This window comes from Paenibacillus profundus, from assembly GCF_021369635.1.
Classification (GTDB): Bacteria; Bacillota; Bacilli; order Paenibacillales; family Paenibacillaceae; genus Paenibacillus_B; species Paenibacillus_B profundus.
The window spans coordinates 19,816-45,243 of the sequence record NZ_JAJNBZ010000035.1; the positions used below are offsets into that span (position 1 = coordinate 19,816).

General features: G+C 43.1%; 22 protein-coding genes and 2 pseudogenes. 19 read left to right on the forward strand and 5 right to left on the reverse strand.

What is annotated here, in order from left to right; genetic code table 11:
• The first annotated feature begins 345 nt into the window (after positions 1 to 345).
• Positions 346 to 1,098 (forward strand): CsxC family protein, encoded by a 753-nt coding sequence (locus tag LQV63_RS26240; protein ID WP_233698888.1) that lies wholly within the window; start codon positions 346 to 348, stop codon positions 1,096 to 1,098.
• 260 nt (positions 1,099 to 1,358) lie between these two features.
• Here the strand turns inward: LQV63_RS26240 and LQV63_RS26245 are convergent, their stop codons facing one another.
• Positions 1,359 to 2,336 (reverse strand): EndoS/ChiA family endoglycosidase, encoded by a 978-nt coding sequence (locus LQV63_RS26245; RefSeq protein WP_233698889.1) that lies wholly within the window; start codon positions 2,334 to 2,336, stop codon positions 1,359 to 1,361.
• Positions 2,337 to 3,420: 1,084 nt separating this feature from the next.
• On the opposite strand from LQV63_RS26245, the gene LQV63_RS26250 reads away from it, so the two are divergent.
• The 4 genes from LQV63_RS26250 to LQV63_RS26265 all read left to right on the forward strand — a co-directional run bounded on the left by LQV63_RS26250 (position 3,421) and on the right by LQV63_RS26265 (position 5,398).
• Positions 3,421 to 3,615, forward strand: coding sequence for a hypothetical protein (locus tag LQV63_RS26250; RefSeq protein ID WP_233698890.1), 195 nt, complete (start codon positions 3,421 to 3,423; stop codon positions 3,613 to 3,615).
• Between the two features lie 39 nt (positions 3,616 to 3,654).
• Positions 3,655 to 4,041 carry a PEP-utilizing enzyme gene (locus tag LQV63_RS26255; protein WP_233698891.1) on the forward strand — a complete coding sequence of 129 codons (387 nt, stop codon included), beginning with the start codon at positions 3,655 to 3,657 and terminating at the stop codon, positions 4,039 to 4,041.
• Between the two features lie 138 nt (positions 4,042 to 4,179).
• A complete protein-coding gene (locus LQV63_RS26260; protein ID WP_233698892.1) occupies positions 4,180 to 4,773 on the forward strand; it encodes a TetR/AcrR family transcriptional regulator in 594 nt (197 codons plus the stop codon).
• 247 nt (positions 4,774 to 5,020) lie between these two features.
• Positions 5,021 to 5,398 carry a hypothetical protein gene (locus LQV63_RS26265; RefSeq protein ID WP_233698893.1) on the forward strand — a complete coding sequence of 126 codons (378 nt, stop codon included), beginning with the start codon at positions 5,021 to 5,023 and terminating at the stop codon, positions 5,396 to 5,398.
• Positions 5,399 to 5,467: 69 nt separating this feature from the next.
• Here the strand turns inward: LQV63_RS26265 and LQV63_RS26270 are convergent, their stop codons facing one another.
• On the reverse strand, positions 5,468 to 6,040 hold the full coding sequence (locus tag LQV63_RS26270) for a uridine kinase family protein (protein WP_233698894.1): 573 nt from the start codon (positions 6,038 to 6,040) through the stop codon (positions 5,468 to 5,470).
• Between the two features lie 752 nt (positions 6,041 to 6,792).
• On the opposite strand from LQV63_RS26270, the gene LQV63_RS26275 reads away from it, so the two are divergent.
• The 3 genes from LQV63_RS26275 (at position 6,793) to LQV63_RS26285 (ending at position 10,158) form a co-directional block, all read left to right on the forward strand.
• The gene (locus LQV63_RS26275; RefSeq protein WP_233698895.1) at positions 6,793 to 7,737 is read left to right on the forward strand and encodes a GNAT family N-acetyltransferase; all 945 of its coding nucleotides are present in this window, start codon (positions 6,793 to 6,795) and stop codon (positions 7,735 to 7,737) included.
• Positions 7,738 to 8,267: 530 nt separating this feature from the next.
• The gene (locus LQV63_RS26280; RefSeq protein ID WP_233698896.1) at positions 8,268 to 8,921 is read left to right on the forward strand and encodes a FusB/FusC family EF-G-binding protein; all 654 of its coding nucleotides are present in this window, start codon (positions 8,268 to 8,270) and stop codon (positions 8,919 to 8,921) included.
• A gap of 130 nt (positions 8,922 to 9,051) precedes the next feature.
• Positions 9,052 to 10,158, forward strand: coding sequence for a DUF3626 domain-containing protein (locus LQV63_RS26285; RefSeq protein WP_233698897.1), 1,107 nt, complete (start codon positions 9,052 to 9,054; stop codon positions 10,156 to 10,158).
• A gap of 68 nt (positions 10,159 to 10,226) precedes the next feature.
• On the opposite strand, the pseudogene LQV63_RS26290 reads toward LQV63_RS26285, so the two are convergent.
• Positions 10,227 to 10,711, reverse strand: a pseudogene (locus LQV63_RS26290) (ATP-binding cassette domain-containing protein).
• Positions 10,712 to 11,161: 450 nt separating this feature from the next.
• Here LQV63_RS26290 and LQV63_RS26295 point away from each other — a divergent pair.
• From LQV63_RS26295 to LQV63_RS26305, 3 genes are all read left to right on the forward strand, one after another.
• On the forward strand, positions 11,162 to 11,725 hold the full coding sequence (locus LQV63_RS26295; RefSeq protein ID WP_233698898.1) for a MarR family winged helix-turn-helix transcriptional regulator: 564 nt from the start codon (positions 11,162 to 11,164) through the stop codon (positions 11,723 to 11,725).
• Positions 11,726 to 11,836: 111 nt separating this feature from the next.
• Positions 11,837 to 12,337: a hypothetical protein gene (locus LQV63_RS26300; protein ID WP_233698899.1), complete on the forward strand. Its 501-nt coding sequence runs from the start codon at positions 11,837 to 11,839 to the stop codon at positions 12,335 to 12,337.
• Complete coding sequence (locus LQV63_RS26305; protein ID WP_233698900.1) at positions 12,334 to 13,200, forward strand: NmrA family NAD(P)-binding protein; 867 nt, start codon at positions 12,334 to 12,336, stop codon at positions 13,198 to 13,200. The genes LQV63_RS26300 and LQV63_RS26305 overlap by 4 nt, the downstream gene beginning before the upstream one ends.
• A 963-nt stretch (positions 13,201 to 14,163) precedes the next feature.
• Here LQV63_RS26305 and LQV63_RS26310 read toward each other — a convergent pair.
• Complete coding sequence (locus LQV63_RS26310) at positions 14,164 to 15,345, reverse strand: multidrug effflux MFS transporter (protein ID WP_233698901.1); 1,182 nt, start codon at positions 15,343 to 15,345, stop codon at positions 14,164 to 14,166.
• Positions 15,346 to 15,638: 293 nt separating this feature from the next.
• Here LQV63_RS26310 and LQV63_RS26315 point away from each other — a divergent pair.
• A pseudogene (locus LQV63_RS26315) lies at positions 15,639 to 15,968 on the forward strand (hypothetical protein); the annotation flags it as partial.
• 167 nt (positions 15,969 to 16,135) lie between these two features.
• Here the strand turns inward: LQV63_RS26315 and LQV63_RS26320 are convergent.
• Positions 16,136 to 17,071, reverse strand: a complete 936-nt coding sequence (locus LQV63_RS26320; protein WP_233698902.1) for a DMT family transporter — start codon at positions 17,069 to 17,071, stop codon at positions 16,136 to 16,138.
• A gap of 111 nt (positions 17,072 to 17,182) precedes the next feature.
• Between LQV63_RS26320 and LQV63_RS26325 the strand changes: the two genes are divergently transcribed.
• The 7 genes from LQV63_RS26325 (at position 17,183) to LQV63_RS26355 (ending at position 25,381) form a co-directional block, all read left to right on the forward strand.
• On the forward strand, positions 17,183 to 18,589 hold the full coding sequence (locus LQV63_RS26325; RefSeq protein ID WP_233698903.1) for an aminotransferase-like domain-containing protein: 1,407 nt from the start codon (positions 17,183 to 17,185) through the stop codon (positions 18,587 to 18,589).
• 256 nt (positions 18,590 to 18,845) lie between these two features.
• Complete coding sequence (locus LQV63_RS26330; protein WP_233698904.1) at positions 18,846 to 19,517, forward strand: response regulator transcription factor; 672 nt, start codon at positions 18,846 to 18,848, stop codon at positions 19,515 to 19,517.
• On the forward strand, positions 19,514 to 20,938 hold the full coding sequence (locus LQV63_RS26335) for a sensor histidine kinase (protein WP_233698905.1): 1,425 nt from the start codon (positions 19,514 to 19,516) through the stop codon (positions 20,936 to 20,938). The genes LQV63_RS26330 and LQV63_RS26335 overlap by 4 nt, the downstream gene beginning before the upstream one ends.
• A gap of 126 nt (positions 20,939 to 21,064) precedes the next feature.
• On the forward strand, positions 21,065 to 21,931 hold the full coding sequence (locus LQV63_RS26340; RefSeq protein ID WP_233698906.1) for a carbohydrate ABC transporter permease: 867 nt from the start codon (positions 21,065 to 21,067) through the stop codon (positions 21,929 to 21,931).
• 105 nt (positions 21,932 to 22,036) lie between these two features.
• Positions 22,037 to 22,834, forward strand: coding sequence for a carbohydrate ABC transporter permease (locus LQV63_RS26345; protein WP_233698918.1), 798 nt, complete (start codon positions 22,037 to 22,039; stop codon positions 22,832 to 22,834).
• A gap of 45 nt (positions 22,835 to 22,879) precedes the next feature.
• A complete protein-coding gene (locus LQV63_RS26350) occupies positions 22,880 to 24,013 on the forward strand; it encodes an efflux RND transporter periplasmic adaptor subunit (RefSeq protein ID WP_233698907.1) in 1,134 nt (377 codons plus the stop codon).
• Between the two features lie 15 nt (positions 24,014 to 24,028).
• Positions 24,029 to 25,381, forward strand: a complete 1,353-nt coding sequence (locus tag LQV63_RS26355; RefSeq protein ID WP_233698908.1) for an ABC transporter substrate-binding protein — start codon at positions 24,029 to 24,031, stop codon at positions 25,379 to 25,381.
• The last annotated feature ends 47 nt before the right edge of the window (positions 25,382 to 25,428 follow it).

Below are 25,428 nucleotides of genomic sequence, written 5' to 3' on the forward strand. Positions count from 1 at the left end.
GCTGTACTAACAGAACAATAGCAATTAAATCTATAAGCTATTCATTATCCGCCCAGACAATAAAGTCTGGGCGTTTACTTCGGCAAGACTGCAACGGTATCATTTTCTTTTCAAATTAATGCCGGATTTATCCCCGAATTTCACCGATGCTGCACGGTATGCACGTTGGCGGAAGTGTTGCTTCTTTCAATCTCCCGAATTAAGACATTAAGCGTTCTGCCTAGGATGGCCCAAACTCTGAAAAGAGGCTGATATTTAGACAAGCGCCAACGCAAATCTACCTTCCCGTAATAGTATAATACTGGAACACCATGATTAAGCAGCTTTTATGAGGAGGAATGAAACATGTCTTGTAATGATCGAGATTGCCGCGTTGTCGAATCAACTACACTGGCTGAATGCGATAACGAAAAACACGATCCGCATTGGCCCACGATTAAAGTTCCAGTAGTATTGGCAGAGCGCGAAGTTCAAGTCAACGTGGAGGCCCTGATTAGCTTAGATGAACCTGCCTTGGAAATTAAACGTATCAAGAAGAAAGTGTTTTTGGAACAGTGCAAATTGGTTCCTACCGATTTCCATGGCAAATGGGTGACCAGAGCCAAATTGTACCTCAGAGGATTCATCCGCAAAAATATTGAATATGCCACGGCTGACAGATCTCCTACGGCTACTGCTGTTTGCGGAAGAATTCTTCATACGACTGTGCACGTTCCTTTCCAATGCGTCACCGAAATCAAATTCGGCAAAGTGAAGCCAGAGCTTACCTCCGAAAGAGTAGAAGAGTTCGAGTTCTTGGGTAAAGACGAAATGTCGCCTCGACTTGATAAAACATTGTTCAGTCACGAAGTATTCTTTAACGAGCAGCCTTTCTGCGAACTGGTAAAGGTCAGATTCCATGAACTCGACATTGGCGAAGACTTCGACTTCGATGATGATCTGCCTCGCAGAGAGAAGACGTTCGAAAAAGTGCGCGAAAAAATCGTTATGAACGTAACCGTAAAAGTATTGCAAAAGCAGCAAGTTCCATTGCCATGGGGCCATAAAGATGAAGATGATTGCAAAGACCACAAAGACCACAAAAAAGATTGTAAGTAACGCCAATACAGCTTAGCTGCCGAGAAATTCTCGACAGCTTTCTTAACGTTTGAGAGCTTCGTATGAATGAGTTTACACAAAATCCTTGACAGACCCGTGCAATACATTCGAGCAATTGAAGAAAGATATGGATGCCTATATCTATTTTTTAACAATGAGAGGTTTCAGACAAAATTATTACTTCAGTTTTAATACTGTCTACTTGACGGGGGCAAGATCACACCCCCGTCTTTTTTTATAGACAGCTTTTTGGGAAGTATTTAGTTATTTTTCAAGACATCAATTAATCTTTTTGTCCAACTAAAGTCTGTTTCAGTAATTGTATTGTCTCCGTATTCTTTTCCGTCTCTATCGATGGCATAGATAAACATTCCTCCCTTAGGACCATCTTCCGGTTGCCAAACAGCATATTTGTAAGTTCTACTTGTTTCAAATGGTTCCTGAGTATCACCCCAATTTGTACCTAATTCTTCCTGAAAAGATATCCCCGGAAGAAACTGATCAGGGAAGATCGTATCTTTATAAGTTGCCCATGTACTATCTAATCTACCAGGATCTCTGCCATAAGCTTGTAGAAACAAATAATCACAAAATGGAGCTACTTTTTTGAATAGACTATGATTGTCTTTGTGTGTATCATAGATAAGTAGCTTGCCACTATTCGACATTGGTCCTAACCGTTTAGACAGAGCTTCAAAAACACCAAAAGCTTTTGTTTCTTTTTCTTGAGTTAAAGTTTCCTCCATATCAATATCTAAGCCATCTAAATTGTAGGGAGTTAAGTATTTATCTATTAAGGATTGCGCATGATCATCATATTCTTTGGATGTGGGCATTGTACCAATACTAGGTACGTTATATAGCTCCCTTATATCTATAGTGCGTATCACTTTGGTTTGACGTTCGTGCAAGATAGGCACATACGTATCACGAAGCGTGTCCCAAAATAGTTGTTCATCTGTACCTGGTTTTACATAGTGGAAGACGGAAACGATATCGATTTCTTCAGGAATGTCTGTCATAGCTGTCACATTAGGGTATGGTAGAGTTGAATTTGCATCATGAGGCATGGTTACGTCACGCCATGTTCTATAGTATGCCATCATTACAGGAGCTTTTTGAGCTTCAGTTAACTCGTTTACTACAGAAGTTGAAGGACTAGCTGAAATAATTGAGCCACTTACCAAAGATAAAATTAAAATTGTCGACATGATTAACAACATTGATGTTTTCTTCATAAAAGATAACTCCCTTCCTTAAATGATAATATTTGAGATAATAAAGTAAGCGGTTACATTTCAGAGGGAATTCCGTCTTTATACCGAATACGATTTCGGTGAAGTAATGTCGTTGTTGCTAAGCCTTATTGCGATTATGACAGCCTTCAACAGTTGCAATCGTCCATCGGCAGTGCCGATAGTTTACAATTTCATCTTTCCAGTTACGCATCGTGCCCCATCGGTTCTCCTTGCTCTAACCACGCTCAACCTCAGGTTTGCAACAGCAAAGGTTGGAGAGCAGTCATACCATGTTGTAAGTGCTCCCATCCCTCACGCAGAACGGGTGAGTAATCTAATAAAGTTTGCAGTCGTTTTCTACTCTTATCTGGATTTAGACTTTGGGATAGGCCTTGGCTTGTGGCGCCAGCTTGCGCTGTACTTCATCCTAAATTATGAACCATTTTAAAACCTCCCCGAATAATTATTCATGTATCTCTTTTTGAATCACTCTCGATTTGCTTGGCGTAAATTTCTGCGCCCTTATGAGTCAAGAACGTCAATGGATCGCCACTTTTTCTCGTTATATCAAAGGGCTTGGCTTATTCAGTAATTTAAGCTGCAAAAGTCGAGTCATTTATATAATCGGCCAGAAATAAAAAAAATTAATAGGTATAATCGATTAATAATCATCTGCGCAAAATTAATACTATTATCCTGATTTGGTCCCCACTACTTCTTCTTGGGTCTGTAAAATAAGCTTCCTCGCTATAGTTGATAGCGCGTCTTCCGCAGTTTGCTCGCAAGAGGTTTCTGCATGTACTCATCGATCATTTTCCCGAGCCGCTGCGCCCTTTCGATTTCGATCACAGCCTTATTCCGGCTCTTGCCGGAGTGAGGCGGGTAGCCAAAGAATTAGGTGTGGAGATACCTATAGATATTACCTACCCGCATCCTTGATGAAGCAGAAATTGCTGCAGGCTCTGGATTATAAAACCGCTGTTGTCAACCGGGACATGAGGGGACTCGCTAGAGTTGCGGCGGTTAGTCCAGCTGTCCTGGAGATATTGGATAAGCAGCCGTTTGGCGTATGCACGAGTCTATTATGAATGACAATCACTGCCCTGCGTTCAAGGCGGAGATCGAGCGCTTCATGGACACACATGGATGTCGATGCGCATCAGGAATGGAACCGCAGCCGAGCTATCCGGCATGGAAAGATGAACCTGACAACGTGTTAAGCATGGTTCATTCCTTGGTCCAACATACCGAGGAGCTGGTTGACGATGAGAAGGAATGAGCAAACGAATATAATCGCATCCGGGCGGAGATCGTTCAGATGCTGAAAAAGCCACAGTGGATTGAAACGTTTGAACGGGCGCTGGATATGACCAGAGGATTTTGGATTGCCCGAGAGGCTACGCTGTATATGTACGAAGAGATTGTGGCGATCCTTCGGGATTGCGCCGAACGGCTTGCCGCAAGGCTTGTGGCAGAAGGGAAAATACGGCATACACGGGATCTGTATTACTTGCCGGTAAATGAATTGGAGGACATTATTGCCGTTGTCACAGATACGGGAGGAGTATTATCCCACTCGGCCATCGTAGCAAGAGAATACGGTATTCCCGCTGTCATGGCATGCGGAAACGCCACCAAAGTTCTCTCTGATGGAGATCGGGTTATCGTCAATGGCACAACAGGCATAGTGCACCGGGTACGATAAGGGGGAAACGTGTTGTTGGCTTGCCAAGCAAAACGCATTTAGTGTCGGATGGAAAAGTGACAGGCACAGGATGATTTGTTAGCTTGTTAATAAATGAGTAAGCAATAATTTTGATTTATTGCGAATATGGAGCTGCAAATGACAAAAAACACTCTACGCCAACAAAAAGCGTTTGAAACCAAGAACAAATTGATCGATTCCGCATTGAAAATCTTTTCTGAAAAAGGCTTTGACTCAAGCACCACTAAAGATATCGCACGTGAAGCAGAAGTCACAGACGGTTTAATCTATCATTACTTCAATTCCAAAGAAGAATTGCTTTGGGCCATTTTAGAGAAACACCCCCTTAATCATGACTTGAAAAATACTGCAAATACGAATTTCTTGCTGGATCAATCTTTAGATGTGGTGCTCAATGAGTTTTTCACAAATTTAATAGACATGCTGCATGAAAAAAAAGAGCTTATTGTCATGTTTTTCGGAGAAGCACAACGAAATCAAAAAGTGCGAGATCGACTTGTCCTGACGATTGAAGAGGGCTTACAGCTTTTACATCATCTATTGAAACAAAAGATAACGAAGGACGATGACTATCTTTTTTTAGCTATACGCAATGTCCAGACGGGTTTAGTCATGTATTTTTTGTTGTATGACAGGTTTCAAACCGATCCAGTTGAAAGAAAACGTTATATCAACATGACTGTCCAGCAGTTCATAAAAGTAATTACGTAATTTTTAACTAAGAGCAATATGATAGGTAGGTTTAAGTGTTACAACTGTTAAAATAAATCCCAATTTCTCATTTATTATATTGAGAGATTGGGTTTTTTTTATACTGTAATGTCCATAACGTTGTGCCATTCAAAACTTTGGTTTTCTATAATGAAACAATAATTTAAGGAATAAATTACTCGTTTTACCAATAATATGTTTTCGTAGTTAAATATCGCTGATATAGATGTTGAAAAGGAGTATGTCAATGGTAAAAACCTTACATTTTCAATTAAGTTCAGGCTACAGCAACGAGAAGCTTACCTTGCATGTTGGCATGAACCAGCATCCGCTGCAAGCGCACACGGAAGCAACGCTCCAGCAAGCGGCGTTAAGCAACCGGGCGCTCGCGCTGCTCCCGGCAGAGAGCCGCAAGCAATTCACGCATTTTGCGGAGGTGCCGAACGAGCATTTCCCTATGGACCGATTAAGGCGTATCCGCGTGACTTCACCAGACGACTCGTCGCTCGGTTCCCTGCTTCCGGCGGGGGGCCTTGGCGGGAGTAACATTGCCTCGTTATCTGATAAGGTTGTGCGGCAATTCGACGAACAGAATCAACTTGAGCAGCAACATTTCAATGTATGATTAAAGATTTCGGCGTCTTGAGATGTACAGGATTCTAAGAAATGAAGTAGGGGGGATGACATATTAGCTTTAATTCGTTCCATCAACCACAAGGTCTGCTCTTTCAATTGGCTTATGCTCTTCCATATAAATGTCTTCAGCAATCATCCAATTCTTTTCCCACATATCATGAGCTGCTTCTCCGTCTCTTTCCACACCTCTTGCAAGTCTTATTTCTCTCAGACAATCAACCCATATCGTAAAATCGTATTTATTTGCTAGTTCCTTTCGAATGGAGTAAACACCTTCTATAATCACAATACCCCCAATAGGAACCGTATGCCATTCTGCTAAAGAGTCTGTTTCCCAATCGTATCGTTGATAATGACCTTCTTTGTCTTGGCTAATGGGTTCAAGCACTTGACTTAATACTCGTTTCCAGTCAAAATCTGCACCGACAGGCTTATTGGTTGGGGGAGTATTTTGAATTAGAGCTGAAGGCAAATAAAAATCATCCATATGAACAATCGTAACATCAGAACATTCTTCTTTTAATTTACGTGCTAATGTGCTTTTTCCTGAACCCCCGCAACCATCTATTCCAATTAACAGGGTAGATTGTTTTTTAGGAATTTTGTCAATAGACCCCACTAATTGTTCCATCGTAGAAAATTCACCTTTTTTCGTTATGAAATCCACAAAATCACCGCTTTCAAATTAGATAAATATGAATTCTTTATAGATAACATGAAACCCTGCTTATTGAAGGAAACTGTCTGTTAAATAGTCACTACAAAGCTAAGAGAAATCGTAGTAACTTAATAAAATTAGGAGGAATATTGCAACGGGTAACAAACTTACAGGAAAAGAAACCACGCCATCTACTTACAAAGGAGCTGAGGCAAGCATACGTTGACCGTCAGTGTCAATTAATTGGGCAGCGCCATGAAAAAGGATAGCTTTAATAACATTCTGACTTGCGTATTTGGCGGTTAAGCCAGAACGTAATTTAGACAATCTGCTATTTGACGTTTACAACTTTTTTGTCTATACTAACTCACATATAAAAAAATGAACGAATGCCAAATACTAATTGTATGACCTACTAATAACACACTTGTATTTTAAACTTAGGAAATGGTGAAGGGGGAGTATCCAAAATGAAGAAAAGATCATTGGAATCTTTATCTAAGGGTATTGGGTACTCTACTGCTGTTTTCTTTGATCATGCTAATCACGGGAGAAGTATGTCCAAAATTGGATGTTAGCGACTCTTATCCTTTAGTTTAGAGTGATCTTACTAGGATACAGTGGAAAAAACGCCACAGGTCGCTTCCCTGTGGTTACATATTTTATTGTGTACACCGCAGGATTCCTGTGGTGTTTTTTAATGTAAAAAAAAGGAGAAGGATAAAATGCAATTAAACGCGGAAAACATTTATGTAAAACTAGTTGAGGAATCTGATGCTGATTCACTATTAAAAATTGAAGTGAAGAATAAAGATTTTTTTCAACTATTCACTGGTTCAAGAGAGGAATCATTTTATACGTATCAAGGACAAGTAGACAGAATTAAAAGTGCCGTGGAATTAAAAAAAGAAGACAAAGGTTATGTATTCTTGATTTATTTACAAAAATCAGGACAAGTAATTGGTGAGGTCATTCTTTCCGAAGTGGTACGAGATAACCTGCAAAGCTGTTGGATCGGCTACTTCCTGGATAAAGACCACAATGGGAAAGGCTACATGACTGAAGCTGTAAAGCTCGTTGTAAAATACGCCTTTCAGGAATTAAAATTTCACCGTATAGAAGCTGGGGTAATGCCACATAACACTGGCTCAATAAAGGTTCTGTTAAAATCCGGTTTCCATAAAGAAGGCATAGCAAAGAAAAATGTGAAAATTAATGGGCATTGGGAAGACCATCAGACATTAGCCATTGTAAACGACGAAACAAGGGGCATTGAGGTTAAAAAAGTCCAACGTAAAAATCCGAAGACGGTTGCCCCTCCTATCGGATCATACACTCATCTCACAACTGTTCCCAAAGGAGCAGAGTTGTTAGTTCTTTCTGGACAAGTTGGTACAGACATGAATGGAGATTTGCCGTCGGATATGAACGAGCAAATAAATAACACGCTTCAGAACATATTACGTATTTTTAATGCTGAATCTGTATCTGCAGATGACATCATTAAAATTAATATTTGGGCTACGGAAGAAGTGGATTGGGATTACTTTAATGAAGTATGGGAGAAGTTTCATGGTGGTATAGCGCCTTCGATGACGATGTCTTACATCCCTTCATTGGCAGTTCCTTCTCTCAAAGTCGAAATAGAAGCATGGGCAGCTAGGTGGTAATGTAAAGAAGAAGGGGGATACCCCCGAGCAGTAGACCGAGCAATCAAAATTCAAGTGGATTGCCATGCGGTTTACAACAAATACGGAATAAAAACCCCTGATTTTACTACTCTCAAGGAGAAATCAGGGGTTTTTTTGTCCAACTAAAGCGTTCCCTCCGGTCAACAGCTTCTGAGTCCAATAAAGGTACTGATAGTTAGAAATAACATTTTGTTAGATGCATAGAAACTTTTTGAAAACAGACGGCTAGGTATGCTTGCGCCCTAATCTACTTGATCTGAATCGTCGTGGGAAGTTGCAGCAAAGGTTGGATTTATTTTATAATGATCAGTAAAAGGGAGGTGGCAGGAGATGGCAATTCACTTTGCCGGAATCAGCAACGACTCATGCAAAGCCTAATATTGGGGCGATACTTTGCATGGGGCTGGACATTTATCATTGATATTGTCGCCCGAAAGAGCTTATATCGTTTCTAATAATGGGCTTTGCACCTTATTTTCCTTTCATAACAAATAAGGGGCTGAAAAGCAATGGTCAAACCATTTATTAGAAACCATCAATATAACTTGATTAAGAAGCAGGCGGGTCTGCTGCAGCATGCCTGCAACACCGTTTCCGATCCGAAAGTGGTGGAATCGGTAAAATATAGCGCACAATGCAAAATTATAGAAGCGTTCCCGGAAGCGATGGAGCTTGAAAAGCAAACGTTGGAGAAGATCTCGACGTTTAATACGTCAGGAGAATTCCATCAATATTTGCTTTCGTTGGAGCCTTATTTGATGGAATTTGCGCAAGTGACGGATAAGCAGCTTAAAAAGCTATTCCCCAAAAACAAAAAGCTCAAGATTCCTGGTTTAGCCGCTATCGATTACCGCTATGTCACTTATCTTGGCTGGACCGACATCGGAACGAATAGAATGTTCCTTGTTTATCAGCTGAACGGGCAGCTCGTCGGCGTCGAAGGAAGATATACCCCGGCGAACAAGAAAAGCATATGCTTTTTGTGCAATCGGCATGAAGAGGTTGCGTTATTTACGGCGATCACGAAATGGAAACCGGCTAACGCTTCGCCTGATTACTATAAGGCGATCGGCAACTATATGTGCGTGAACAGCGACACCTGCAACAAGAACATGACGGATGTCACCGCATTGGAAAAATTTATTCATGACGTTGTGGGATAATCTAATGGAATAGAACAACAATAGGCCGTCGAAGCATTTCGGCGGCCTTCTTTGTTCACCGCACTGAACTCAAGTCTTGGTGCGAGGAAAGGAAAGAACATTTGATTTTGGTATGAAAGGAGTGGCTCTTATGTCCGCGAAACTAACAAGCTCACAATTATCGGCTTTAGATTATATTACAAAGTACGCTAGAAACCGAAAAAATGAAGCTCAGCAAGCAATTAAGGACATTCTTCACATGTCTAATATTGCTCAGCACACATTTGAAGATGCCGTCAACAAGCTAAAGTCGCACACAAGGGTTGCCCTGCATTTTCATCCAGATAGACCCGATCCGACTATGAAAAGCGTTGCTGAGGCACTGTTGGAGCAGGGTATCTATAAGAGCCAGTTTGAGACGTTGTTATCCAATGGGAGTGTATCGGCTTATTCTGGTGGTGAACGCGACCTTTGGGAGAAAAGGATGTTTGAAGGAGCATATCAACTCGAGGGCACAACTAATAGTGAGCGCCCCAAGTATGGGGCACTGAATTTTATGCTGCATCCAGATGGACCAGCCCCACGATTTGGATCGTGTTATTTCCTCTTATATCCTGAGGTCTCGCATCGTTGCACATACACTTATTTGGATTCGCATCAAGACCCAATAGAGAAGGGGACTTATGAGGAGTTTGATGATATTTTAGCGGCTCTCATGAAGGATGCTTTCACGAGAGATTTCGCGATTGGGGAAAAGAATCTGACGCCGCGTAAATTAATTGATCATATGCTGGTGAATCTAGAAAGACCGTTCTCAGATCGTTCAAGCAAGGAGCCCAATCGCAATCTTAACCACTATATTGAAGCCCAGATTCATGGTGATATTTCTCTGAAAGAAGACGTGGAAGTACTAGTTGCTGATCCTTCATTCAAGGGCACTCATGCAGGAAGAATTATGGAGAAGCTATGCTTGCAATATTCAATTGATCTCTATTGGCATATGGGTTTTGCTTTGTTGGCAGATGAAGTTCCCGCGGACTTTAGAGGTCCATCGATGCCTTCCTTGGCCCAACGTATCGCACGAAACAATATGATCGATGTGAGCATGATTGGAGCTGCTGCAATGGACTTGAAGCGCGATCCAGTGTGCTGGAGTGATCGCGGAACCTATAAGGAAGTACTTCAGGAATTGAAACTGTTGTGGCATGTATTAGTGAGATATGGGGAGCCGCTTCGAAACTTTAGTAAACTCAAATAATGAGAAAAGAGAAATAACGTCAGCTAAGGAGAAGGTGGAAATGAGATGTCTCACTTTATGTAAAATGCTCAGAAACCCATCTTTATTAACCATCTTGAAAGTTTTTCTTCTCTCGCTTTACTATCATTGTTTTCTTTTCTATATTTTCCAAGCCTTTGTTCGACAACAATACTGCCATCCAACATAAAAAGAACACGCTTCGTTTTTGATGCGACTTTGACGTCATGTGTTACTAATAGAATCGTCGTTCCTGACTGGTTGATATCTGCAAGTTCCGCAATATTTGCTGAAAAATAAACCCCATTTTATTCAATCGTAATCTGGACAACCCCTTTTCGGAAAGAGCAGCTATCTCTTGTTCGTTAAAAATAACACTTCCTGGGGCCATACTATCCATGCCGCTAATGTTATAGAGCAATGTCGATTTGCCAGAACCGGATGGACGCATAACCGAAACAAATTCCCCCTTTTTAATTTGCAAACTCACATTTTTAAGTACATGTTGTTCATTTAAGCAATACTGGATTTCTTTATGGATACAATACTCATTAATGTTGTGATCGTCACAATAATCATTAATGTATGCGGGCAAAGAATGTAAGCTTGAACAGGATCGATAACAAACTTAATTTTGGAAGCACCCATCAAAGACATTAGGGCACTAACCGTACTATGGCCTTGATGTAGTAAACAAGTTATTCTTTTTATTGAAAAAGTCTTTCTTTAGAATCTTTAACAACATCTTATTACCTTTGCTCCTTTCATCTGTCCAACGGTTGATGCAAGAGGGGTTATTCTAGTGTTCGTCAGATAATACTTTGCACGTTGAATTCGTGAACAAGCTCAGAAGAAGCAGCGCAAAATAGCGTTTGTATAAGAATTGACCGAAGTGATATTGGCTACTAGCAACGATTGCGAGTGGTTGGATTGGATTTGCGTCGTAATGATGTTATGAGATCAAAAATATATTGACAAAAAAATAGTTAGGCACCATATTATATATATGGCCAATAAAAATATCATTTCAAATGCCAATGATGCTGCTCCCTCGCTTATACAATCTAAGCGCCAGATTGAACGCTATAACTTAGACGTTGACGCACAGGCTGTGCTCGTCGCAGCCAGGCTGATGGAAGCAGGCTCCAAGCTTGGACATGCCTCGGAGATTCATTTCTCCAGATTCGGTCTGTCGACAGGTCGTTATCGTTTACTGGCTGACCTTGAGGATAACGAAGGAGAAGAGTTGCCCTCGCAATTGGCTGAGCACCTAGGGGTTACACGTGCTACAGTGACTGGTCTTATCGACATCCTTGAGCGAGATGGTCTCGTATCCCGTCGAACTAGTGCAACAGATGGCCGTCAGAGATCAGTCGTTCTGACGGAGCAAGGAGCGAGGAAGCTTCGTGATATGGCTCCTGAGCACTTCGCGAGGCTAGAAGCCATGGTTGGCTTACTTAGTGTCGAGGAACGAAGCGTATTTCTTGACCTGTTGGGCAGAGTAACCCAAGGTATCTCAGCGCTTACGGACGAACCGGGAAAAGTAAAGGAACACATCAGGAAAGAGTAAAATGGGCTAGTTAAGCTAGCTCATTTTTACTCTCATATAGTTAGGAACCTAACTATATTTCTAATTTAACCATCACAAAGAGGAAGGGATGAGAGTGAAGCAGTGAACAAGATGGAATTCACGAGTAAGACAGAAGATGTTAATGACACCAAGGCTGCTGGTTGCGATTCTAAGCTTTTTGTACTATGGCGTGAAGTGGTAATGGCCTATGTCGCCCCCGCTACGATGGCAGGCATCGGGGGCTTGGTGACCGGCGATAGGGGACTTCAAATCGCAGCGCTGACCACGATCGGGGGAACGTCGGCCCTGGCCGCTTGTATGCTTGGCCTTTGGTTGCGGAGACGAGGGGTACATAAACGATGGATTATCAGTGCAGATCGCTTCGTCGTGGTGGGGCTGTTCGTGCTGGCGGGGGCTTCGTTAGGCGTACTCTCCGCGTGGGTCACATTGTGTTTGCTCGGCGTTGTTTGGCCGAACGATCACTTGGCCTGGTTCAATCGGGTATGGTTCGATTTTCCGTTATCTGCAACGATTGTAAGCACTATCATAACATGGCGGTGGCATAATTCCGTCAAAAAAAATGATTTATCACAAGGAGAGAATAGAAAATGATTGTTATTATTGGAGCAACAGGTACGATTGGAAGTGCGTTGTTAACACGATTGGCTGATCTTGGTGTGCCCGCCCGAGCGCTGAGCAGAGAGCCTGAGAAGTTGCGTTATCAAATTGGTGAATTAGGCCAGTCGACTATCGAAGTCGCGTCGGCTGACGCCTCCGCCCCGGAATCGTTGCGCCGAGCTTTTATAGGAGCCAGCCAGCTCTTTCTTGCAATGTCCAACAGTCCGAGACAGATCGAGTTGGAGACTTCGATTATTCGTACTGCCGCCGAAGCCGGAATTGAGCATATAGTGAAGATATCCAGTCCGGCCTTTGAGCGAAGCGCTCCGGTGGAAGTAGCGAGATGGCATCACGAAATCGAGAGCGCCCTGCACGAATCTGGACTCACTCATACTGTGCTGCGCCCATATGCATTCATGCAAAACTTACTACGCTTTTCAGAGACGATCGTAGCCCAAGATGTTTTCTACGGCTCAATGGGCGATGCGGCATGTAACTTTATCGATTGCCGAGATATCGCAGATGTCGCCGCAGAGGTTCTGACTAACCGTGAGAAGGCAGGCCAAGTATACACGCTTACCGGCTCGGAAGTTATCAGCTATCCGCAGATTGCAGATAAACTGTCTGCCTTGCTGGATCGGCCGATCCGCTACATCAACATGGACCTTAAAGCGCAGCGTCGCGATCTAATCGAACATCGACACATGCCGTCCTGGCTCGCGAATCACGTCGTGGAAATTCAAGCCATGTCCATAGCGATTCCAGAGAAGCCTACGGACACTGTGAAGTGTTTGCTTGGCAGAGAGCCCCGGACGCTAGACGCTTTTCTGCATGAATATGTAGAAATTTACCGGTAGGAGTCTCGCCAGAGAAATGCCGTAAAACCCATGATCATATTAAATGTCATACAAATGCCGAATTCCTTACACGTAGGGATATTCGGCATTTTATTGTGTTGTGAAATAGAATGATGAATGAAATAATATGAGTAAGTGATTTGTGAATCGAGATCGTTATGAAGTTTGCATGATAAAAACAATAAATAAAATATCTATATTATACCAGGGGCACAAAATGAACATAGACTTAAAAGATATACCGGAGTTTCAAAGTTGGCATATCATTAAAGAAATTAAGGAGGGTTAGAAAGAACATAAACTCCGTAAATTAGAAAAGTACGAAAGCAGTTCTGTTCGTGTAGAAAATGATAGCTTTGCAATAGATTACGTGCGGAATCATATTCATAAAATAAACCCTTTGCCGCCAGTATATAAGCACGGAGATTTTCATGTCGGCAATTTAGCACATTCAGCACTAAGCTTAATCAATTGGGCAGAATAATTTGAAGATAAAGATGAAGTAAAGAATATGCAACAACGTTGTGTACATACATTTAAGGATTACGATTATTTTCAAACAACCATACCTCATTGGTACAAAGATAATTATATCAATTACAGAAAATAGAGTTTCTGTTATGCCCGCGGAACAATCAGGTGCCCCAGCACGTATCCATGCGTATAGGTGGCTTTACTGTTGAGGCGCTTGCTTTAGCGAACAGCCAAAGATGGAAGAATTGGTCGAGACTGATTGGTTCGGTAATGGAGGTCAAAGCTACAACTCCCGGGGTTCGGATCGGATTGATACGCATATTATCTTCAAATTTATACAAATTGCTCGAAGGCATGAATACAGAGTTAAGGAATTCCTTACAAGATTTATCTTCATGCAAAAAAGCAGCACTATGATAAATGCTGCTTTTTTGTTATTTCTAAAGCCCCGTTTTAATTCTCCTTGTATAAGTTACTTCTCAAAACAAGTTATTCAGTTTTAATAAAATTCTTACCAAGAAGCCACATTCCACAACTTATGACAAGGAAATATACTGGCATCGTCATCAGTGAACCATTGTGAAGAACACTCATTCCCCATGTCATTAAGCTAACCAACAAGTAATAACCTAAGCTAAATATCGCCCCAGCGGTTCCAACAACATCGTGAAAACCGGCGAGTGAAAGACTTAAACAGTTAGGTAATGCGATGCCTGCTCCCATAAGCATAATAAACATGGTAAATAAAATACTAGCAATGGCCATGATCTTCGGCATTGTGTCAAACGCACTTGCAACTGTAAGAACCAACGCTCCAGCAGACATCACTAGAAGACCAATATGAATGATCTTCTCAGGTGCATAAATGGTCAATAATTTTTTGGAGAACATTGCACCAACAATCGATGCTAGAGCCACAATGATGCCAAAGAAACCATAAACCCCTGGTGAAACATGAAAGTGCTCAATAAATAAAAATGGGGCTTCGGCATAGTAACTGAAAATAACCCCATTTATTCCGCCAATCAATGTTCCGAAGACGATTACACGTGGTGACAACAGCATTTTCTTTGCAGTCGATGCAATGGCAACCTTTTTTCTCTTCGTAACATCTGCTGTTTCCGGCAACTTTAATAGAGCATAGACAAACAATATTACACTCAGGATAACAAGTGTAAAGAAAACAGCCCTGAAGCCAAGAGCTTGATCAACCCAGCCGCCAATGAGCGGCCCGATTGCGGGAGTAAATGCGATTACAGCAGATATTTGTGCAAACATAGCATGCCGTTGATTGCCTGATACACTTTCTCGCAGAATCGTTTGTGTAATGATTGAACCTGTCGCGGCACCAAATGCTTGAACAAAACGGCTTAACAAAAGGAATTCAATAGATGCTGAGAAATAGCACATTAAACTACCAAGTCCGTATAAAACGAGACCTCCCAGCATAGCTGGTCTCCGCCCAGTATAATCGGATAACCATCCCCAGCAGAAAACACCCAAAGCAAAACCGATAAAGTAAATGCTCAATGTTAACTGTACAGAACTATTTGAGACACCAAGCGCCATTGAAATATCAGGTAATGAAGGTGTGTAAATGGTCTCGCTGATTTGCGGAAAGGCCACAAGCACGATCATTAACAGCAAAGATGGTACTACCTTTTTTTTCACTTTATTTTCGCCCTCCTACAAGCTTATATGACTCCGAACAATATAAGCTTAGCTAGGGAAACGGGGGCTTCATTATTGCAATTCGATTATAGGTCATCACTTTTTTTATAATTCCTTTGAAAGTTTTATAGGAGGGTTAATAGTTTACGATTTAAGCGTAATGTACATTATATCTTCTCAAATCGAATAGTCCAAGTCAATATATGGAGATTTCGTTCGAGTAATACAGTATGCAAGACAAAGTCAAAATCCGTTTTTTTCGTAAGAACAATCCGTTTCAAGGTAGCAGGGCATTATCGTTGACTACTCAGGAAACCGCCCGCATGCTCTCGATGGGGTTAATGCTTACTGGAGTTGCAATGATCATTACACAAGGGATTCAAATGAAGAAACAAAAATGGCAGCCCAAACAACTGCTTCTGGCGGGTTCGTCGCTTGCCGTTTCTCGCGAGCAGCAGGGAGGCATCGCGGGTCTTGTGGGATCGGTTCAAGGTATCTCCGCTGTGATTGCCCCCATTCTTAGCACGAGTCTTTACCAAGTGGATAGACATCTTCCTAAATGCAATGTAGGGCATCTTCAACGGATTCATTTGAGAAAAGGCAACAAGTCAAATCAAAGCTGACAGTCGACGATATCCAATGCCTTCATCAAGCAAAAGATATATTATCCCGTGCCTGGAGACAACCACCAATAAAGATGAAAATCAAGACGTTAGAAGGCGAGGGTTGAACCTACGGTCTCTAACGTCTTATTTGTTTGACTTTGTTTGTCGCACACTCAATCATTTACCTAATTGGAGTGCGCCTCTTGGAGTTGTGTGATTTCCCTCTGCGGCTTCTGAAACAGTTGCTTTAAGCTTTCATAATTAACAAGAACAGTACCAACGATAATCGTAACTGCTCCGACCACTGTTACCCAAGTAATAGCTTCCCCGTAGAGCAAGACCCCAATCGTGAGAGCAATCAACGGTGACACGTACAGCCAGGTCGAGGCAAAGACAGGGGTTGTCTTGGCGACTAGCCAATAGAATAGACTATGCCCAATCATCGAACCGATGACAATCAGATAGAGCATTGAGCCGATCACGTCCGCCGACAGTAAGCTCTTAAAGTACCAATGTTCTGTGCATGCAGACAGCATGAGTAATAGTGCTCCTCCATACATCATCTGAGCGGCGTTAAGCGCTATTGGCGATGCCTCCGGGAAACGTTTTGTAACTTGTTTTGAATAAATGGCGCCACCTGAATAGAACAATTGACTAACCAAAATCACAAGGCTTCCGATGAGCAGCCACATACTTGCTGATAACGTAATAGCAGGCAGAATAATAAGGATCACGCCAATAAATCCGACGATGCAGCCTATTAAGGAGCGACGGCTTGGTGTCTGACGCATTATGATCATTTGCAGCAAAAGGATCAGAATCGGAGCAGTAGCCGAAAATACCGCTGCGATTCCAGACGCAACATATTGTTCACCCCAATACAAGGGTGCAAAGGTGCCAAAAGTCAGACCGATTCCTGTAAGCAGCATTTCTTTGCGCAGAAGGAGAGAGAAGCTTGCTTTTTTCCTCCATATCATCCATCCGAATAAAAGCAGACCCGCGACGAAAAACCTTATGCCCGAAGATAAAAACGGCGGTGCAGAGGCGTCAACACCGATCTTAATGGCTAAAAATGTAGTGCCAAACACGAGACATACGAGTAAATAATTAAAGATAATCATGATTCTCCCCCTTTATGAATGATCATACACGGATAGGTATAGAACAGATGAATGCAAATAGAACAGATTAGAAATGGTTGGTGTACAATAAGCAAAAAGGGGGCGGCTTGCATGCTTTTTAAACAAGTATACGATCACATCATGACGAGAATTGAGCGCGGAGATTGGAACGTACATGATAAGCTTCCTTCAATTCGACTGCTCGCTCTGGAGTTGGGCATCAATCGACTGACGGTGTTCAAAGCCTACCAATTGTTGAAACAGAACGGAAAAGCCTATGTCAAGGAGAAGTCTGGTTATTATGTTAGTCCTGAGAATTCGCTACCTAACCTCTACGAGCGTGATGTAAATGAGTCTATCGAATCTTCTGCTGTGCACCTGAACAGCAAGTTGTCCGATATTCACAGGGTAACGGCTGCTTATCAATTTTCCCAAGCACTGATTGATCCGAACTTGTTGCCAAATCTATTTCTATCTGAGTATGTGAAGAAGGTTTTTGACATCTACCCTAAGTTGATGGGGACTTATTCTACCCCGCAAGGGGATGAAGAGCTGCGTGATGTCCTCTGTCAGTACATCATACGTCATTACCGGGTTCATCTGAATACAAGCGAGGAGTTGATAACGACGGGGGCGCAGCAGGCGATCGACTTGCTTTCTAGAATATTCATAAGACCAATGGATGCGATTTTGGTGGAACGGCCGACATACAGCGCTGCGATTGATGTATTCCGAGGGCAGGGCGCCAGATTGATTCCTGTGGATTTTTCTCCGGAAGGCTATGATTTGGACATGGTCGAATTGTTGATGAAGCAGCATCGACCACGGTTCTTTTATATGAATCCTACTTTCCATAATCCAACGGGGTATACATTACCGATCACTCAACGTAAGCAGCTTGTAGAGTTGGCCGAACGGTATCGTTGTTTATTAATTGAAGATGATGCGTTTCACGACATGTACTTTGATGAACGTCCACCGCAGCCTTTATTCACTTACGATACAGAAGGATGGGTTGTATATCTCCGAAGTTTCAGTAAGTATGTGGCGCCAGGCTTGCGAATATGCGCCGTATTTGGCCGCAAGTCCGTGATAGAACCTCTGATAACGGCCAAATCGCTGGCTGACAACGGAACGCCGCTAGTCACTCAAAAAATATTTGTGCATTACTTTCAATCTGAACGGATGCAGCAACATTTGGAAAAATTGCGAATTGCGCTACAAATCAGAAGAGACATCATGGAGGAGGAATTGGCATTGGCGCCTATCGACTGGAAATGGATTACTCCAAAAGGGGGACTCAATATATGGCTCCAACTGCCGGATACGGTTCCAGCGAGAACGTTATTAAACGAGAGCTTTCGACAATCTATTTCCTTCGTTCCTGGCCAAATTTGCGATCCGCTCGATGAGATGCAGTCTTGGATCAGACTGAGCTATTCATTCGTGAATGAAGAGCAAATACGTGCTGGAGTTCAACAGCTTGCAGAAATCGCACAACGTATCAAGGAACGGTGAAATACGAGATGGTTTAACATTTTGAAACTGCAAAATAACGTAGATAGATACGTTTCATCAGTAGAATGCAGCACTTTTGTTTTGGTCTATTAATGAAGCAGAACCAGCCCCATATCATTAAAGCATGACTTCTATTTTTATGTTCCGAGCTTCTTCATTTCAACTTCAGCTAAATTTCATCTGAATTTCACATACCTTTAGTATAGTAGAGGCTTATATAGATAGAGACTTAAACTATACACTGGGGTGAAAATAAATGTCGGCAAATATTCTCGTTATCGAGGATGATATCTATATTCAAGAACTTATCCAAGAATTTCTTAGGGCCCAGGATTATCACGTAGAGGTGGCTAGCGATGGAAGCGAAGGGTACCAAAAATTTCAACAAGGCACGTTCGAGCTGGTCCTGCTGGACATTATGCTGCCGAACATGGACGGTTATTCCATCTGCAGAATGATTCGAAACAAGCATGATACACCAGTGATCATTATGACTGCATTAAGTGAAGAGAAGGATCAACTTAAAGCGTTTGAATTGGAAGCGGATGATTTCATTTCGAAACCATTCTCTTTTAATGTGCTTGTCAAACGAGTCGAGGCGGTACTGCGGCGTTCCAGGTCGGAGATGAAACCAAAGGAACTTCATTGTGCTCGTCTCCGTCTGGATTGCGACAGTTATAAAGCCTATATCGATCACGCGCTGATTGACATCACGGTCAAGGAATTCACTATCTTACAGTATTTTTTAGAGAATGTGGGTCGAACTATTACGAGGGAGATGCTGCTGGATAATATTTGGGGTTATGATTTCTACGGCGATACTCGAATTGTGGATGCACATATTAAAAATATACGAAAAAAACTGGGGTTGCCTTACATCCGAACGGTGAAAGGGATTGGTTACATCATGGACGGTGGCGACAGTTGAGACGTAGGGGCATTACATTCAAAATATTTGTAGTCACGACAATCTTATTGGCCGTTTCCGCTCTGGTCCTGTATCTCACTCTCTATTTTTTACTTCCGCCGTATTATTATCATACCAAAAAAGCGAAGCTGGAAGCCGGTGTGCATACGCTAGTCACTCAAATCGAAAAAAGCGAATTTGAGAAGGCAAAGGGATTAATGGAGGATTTTCAACACCAGTACAACGCTTTTGTCGTGATAAGTAACGAAGAGGAAAAGATCATTTTTCCCAATGTTGTCTCTCTCAATATTACCGATAATGCTAAAATAGAGGGATCCACCATGCCTCCTGCAAAAAGAGATGATATCTTTAGTAAATTCATACCCATTTCTTTTGTTGGTGACCGTGAAAGGTATAGTTTGCTTGTCACTGCATCACTCCAGCCGGTTGATGAGGCAGCAACGGTGATATTGACGTTTCTGCCCTATATGTTAATCGTCATTTTGCTGCTTTCCTTTGTCGGTGCCTACGTCTATTCCCGGATCATTGCACGACCATTGATCGGTTTGAACGTATTGGCCAAAAAGATGGCCAAGCTTGATTTTAGCGCCGACTATTCCTTCCAATCCGATGACGAAATTGGTGAGCTGGCGGCTTCCCTCAATGAACTGTCCCGCAATTTGCAATGCTCGATGGAAGAACTCCATCAGGCGAATTTACAGTTAACCGATGACATCAAAAAAAAGCAGGAGCAGGAAGTCGAGCGTCGTGAATTTGTCGCGATGATTTCGCATGAACTTAAAACCCCCATTGCCGCAGTATCCGGTCAACTGGAAGCAATGATCCATAATATCGGACCTTATCGCAATCGGGATAAATATTTGCTGCAGTCACAGCAAATTACGAAAGACATGGAGAAGCTTGTTCACGAGATTCTTGACATTTCAAGTTTGGAGAGCCATGAGTTCAAGCCCCAAATCCGATCCGTGAATGTTACTCTTCTTGTGACAAATATATTAGAGAACTATCATTATTTTTGTGAAACCAAACATATCAAACTGGCAAGCGATATGGATGCCAACGTGATGCTGCAGGCTGATGAACGCTTGTTATCCAAGGCTGTGTCCAATATAGTGGGCAATGCGGTAAACTATACCCGAAAAGGGGAAGAGGTACGCGTCCATCTCTTTGAAACCGAGGATTCCGTGCAACTGGATGTGCTGAATACTGGGGCATGTATCGAAGAGGATGAGCTTCCACATCTTTTTAAACCATTTTACCGCCTTGAGAAGTCGCGAAGCCGTACGACAGGAGGCAGTGGACTTGGCTTATACATTGTACAAAAGGTGCTGGAAGCCCACCATGCGACGTACAAATTGGCCAATGAGCCCAGTGGCGTTATGTTTACAATGAGTTTCCCAAGAACCCGGAACGGTACCTAGTTCCGGGTTTTTTCTTGCCCCATTCATACTTGCTTCACATGAACTTCATGTTGGACTTATATAATTGGCATTCAAGAAGACGGGAACAAACCGATTGAAGGTGTTACCGATATGGAGGACAAGCTTATGAACATACATCATGTGAAGTTAAAGGAGATTTTAGTTGCTTTTTGCTTTCTCGCTCCGAGTCTGGCCGGGTTTGCCGTTTTTTATTTGATTCCGTTCGGCACAAGTGTACTGTACTCTTTTCAGGATCGTCTTACGGCTGCCTTGACGCTTGCCAACTACTCCGAATTGCTATCCAGCTTGTCCTTTCAGAAGGCGGCAGCTAACACATTCCGATTCACCGCCATCAGTGTGCCTATCCTCGTTGTCTTGTCTCTCATCCTGGCTATGGTGTTGAATCAGAGGGTATTCTTCCGCAACTGGCTGCGTACGGCATATGTGCTGCCATTGGTCGTTCCGGTGGCGTCCATCGTCCTCTTTTGGCAGATCATGTTCGATTGGAACGGGGTATTGAATGCCCTGTTGAAATATGTCGGATTAAGCCGCATCGACTGGATGAAATCAGAATGGTCCGGGTCCGTCATCGTTCTGATTTATGTCTGGAAGAACATCGGATACAATGTGGTCTTGTTTTTGGCCGGGCTGCAGAACATTCCGGAGCAATATTACGAGATCGCTGATTTGGAAGGAGCGGGGCCCGCCCGCAAGCTGTTCGGCATTACGCTGGTATATTTGACACCTACGATGTTCCTGGTTATCCTGATGTCCGTTTTGAATTCATTCAAAGTATTCCGGGAGACCTATCTCATCGCCGGAGCTTATCCGCAAGACCGGATTTATATGCTGCAGCACTATATGAACAATATGTTCTTATCGCTGGACATGCAGAAGTTATCCGCGGCAGCGACGCTGATGGCCATCTGTATTCTTGTACTGGTTGCCGTACTATTTCGAACCGAGCGGATGTTTCGCTCTTTCATGGAGTAGTGCGCCGAGCAAAGTATGGATTAGGAGGTTAAACAAGTGGGAAAGGAAACAAAAGAATATATCCTGTCTCTCTTACGAACGATTCTATTAACGTTGATTGCTCTCATGTTGTTAGTCCCGATTATCGTGACGGTTGTTAATTCTTTCATGACGGAACGAGAAATTCATGCGAATTACGACATGCTCGGCAACACCGATATAAGCGAGTTCGTCAATTTGAAATTGGTCCCGGATTGGGTCTCATTGGGGCAATATTTCAAAGTGCTGATCGCCACTTCAGGATATTTACGCATGTTCTGGAACTCGGTGTATATGGTCGTGCCTATTATTATCGGTCAGGTAGCAGTGGCGTCATTAGCCGCCTTCGCCTTCGCAAAATTGCGTTTTCCAGGCAGGGACCTGCTGTTCTTCCTTTACCTGATAGCGATGCTGATGCCGTTTCAAGTGACGCTCGTGCCCAATTATTTGATGGTGGACCGTCTGGGGCTCTTGAACAGTCCTTATTCCATCATGCTTCCGGGTATATTCGCCGCGTTTGGGGTGTTTTTGCTAAGGCAATTCATGCTGCAGATCCCTTCGGCCTACATGGAAGCCGCCAAGATAGATGGAGCGAGTTATCTGCGCATCTTCGCATCCATCGTATTGCCGATGGTCAAACCCGGGATCGCGGCGCTGGTTGTCCTATTGTTCGCCGACTACTGGAATATGGTCGAACAGCCGCTCATCTTTCTGCGTGATGCGGAGCTTCAACCATTGTCCGTATTTCTCTCCAGATTTCAGAAGGAAGCCTTCGGCGTTATCTTCGCTGCTTCTTGCCTTTACATGGCGCCCATGGTGCTTCTGTTTTTAAATACGGAACGATATTTCGTTGAAGGAATTCAACTTTCCGGTATAAAAGGGTAGCGACCTTGAACCTTTCATTCACATAAGCACAAGGAGGAAATAAAAATGGTACCAAAACGCCGCCACCTGCTGCGTTATCTGTTTATCGCGTTTTTTGTACTATTGGCTGGCCTTACCTTGTTCAGCAACACGTTCCAAACGATGATGCTGCCGAAAGTGACCACGGAGAATGCCGTAACCAAAACGTTATCCCATGTCATCGAGGGCAGTGGAACGGTCACCTACCGGGAACAAGATGACTTGCTCAGTGAAACCGGCACGAAGGTGACCAAAGTGCATGTCAACAAAAACGACAATGTTAAGAAAGGCCAAGTGCTGCTTACGTTCGATAACTCTGCGGTAGAACAGCAATTGCTGGATGAACAAGATGGGCTCAAGAAACTGCTGCTGGATGTAGACATGCAAAGAGAACTATATATCGGCGCGCAGCGAGAAGGCGATGAAGATACGGTGCGCAAAGCGAAGCGCGAACTTGAAAGACAGCAGTTGAGTGTGAATGCACAGCAGCGAAAGATCGATAACTTGCGGAGCGATTTGGCGAAGAAATACAAGTTAACGGCTCCTTATAACGGAAGGATCGTGGATATCAAGGTAAAAGAAGGGGCGATTGTTCCGGTTGGATCGACAGTTCTAACGCTGGCTAATCCTGACGAAGGATTCTTGCTTTCCTTCACCACGGACGCGACTTCGTCGGCCTTCCTGCAAACGGGAGAGATTGTTAAGGTCAACGTGAAAGGTGAAAAGCAACGGACTGTGGAGGGCACCATCACGGAGATCAAGGAAGGCTTAGCTCCGGATAACAAAGGTAATCAAGGAGAATTGGGCGTTAAGGATGACAAGCAGGAGGATTCGAAGAAGACGATTGTCGTTGCCATGAAAGATAGCGGCCTGAAGGGAGGTGAACAGGCAAGTGTGCATATCGACAAGCCGTTCAAGCAACAAGGGTTGGTCCTGCGCAAAGAGTTAATCAAGGAAGATAGTACAGGAAGTTACGTATTCGTCATTCGCGAAAAGAAAAGTCCGCTCGGCAATACGTACTCTGTGCAAAAAGCATATGTGAAGACAGGGGATGAAACCAAAGAAGAAACGATTGTCCTGTCTGGTCTTTACCCCAATGAGGATATTGTTGCAGAAACGAGCGAACCGTTGCAGGAAGGCAACCGTGTTCGACTACATTAAAAAGGAATGATGACATTGAACAAGAAATGGATACTTCTCCTGATGATCGCAATTTTATCTTTAACCGCATGCTCTTCGAAAAACGATGCACCCGCCACAGGCTCGCCCGCGGCGGAAGCGGAAGGCAAAAAAACCGTTGTCGTCTCCGTGATGTATGTGACCCCTTTTCTGGAAAGGGCGGTTCAAAAATTCGAGGAACTATATCCTGACATTCATATTGAGCTTAAAGGGAATCCGCTGGGCAGCGAAGGCATGATAAAGATGATGACTGAAATGGAGACTGAGAAATACGTTCAATCGGTTCTCACTGAAGCAATGTCGGGGAAAGGCGCGGATTTGATTGACATGAGCAATTTGCCTGAAGACAAATTGGTGGATAAGCAGGTATTGGCAAATCTAGATGAACTCATGGAAAGCGATTCGTCGTTCGATAAAAAACAGTATTACCAGAACATTTTTCAATCGCCGCAAACCAGTGAAGGTCTGTATTCCATGCCGGTCACTCTTATGCTGGATATGATTGTTGGGAATCCCGAGCTTTTGAAGAAAGGAAATGTCACCATCGATGAAGGGACCTGGACATGGGACCAACTTAAGGACATCACCAAGAAGCTGCGGGCCCAGGAAGGTGAAGATTTATACGCTTTTGTCGGCATTCCTCCCGAAATGCTCATGACTTACTTCCTTGAGGACAATTATCGGCAGTTCGTCCTAAGCAACCAGCAGGCAGACTTTGATTCAGATGCGTTCAGAGCGCTTATGCAAAATATCAAAGCAATGTACGACGAAGGCCTGATTAAGGCCAATGAGGAGAGCCAGGAGAACGAAGTACGCGGCTCGGTTGGTTCCGGGAATAGGAACAAAAATAGTTTGTTCACCTATACGCTAAGTAACAGAGCAGAAACTTTATTGACGACTTTGGCAGATTCGAACAGCCAGATGTTCCAAAGGCCATCGATTAGCGGTCAACCCCAAGGTTGGAGCTACAAATCCAGCAATAGGTTTGGTATCAATAGCAAATCGAACGTTCAGAAGGAAGCTTGGGAGTTCCTGAAGTTCATGATCTCTGAGGAAGTGCAGTCATCGGATTACTTAATGGGAATACCTGTCCATAAAGACGCTAACAAGAAAAAGCTTCAAGAAGCAGCACAAAAGTTGAAAGCAACCATTTCAGATGAAAAGCGTTTGGATGAACGAATTGAATATGCGGGGAACATCCTGGAGGCAGCACATCCAAGCTTCTCAATCGATAAGAAAATCGAATCCATCGTCCAAGAAGAGTTTGAATCCTATATGAATGGTCAGAAATCGGCGGATGAAGTGAGTAAATTGATTCAAAACCGCGTTATGACCTATTTGAACGAGTGATGCTATCTGCGATGCCGGCGGGAGACATGTTCGGTCTCGACAATGAA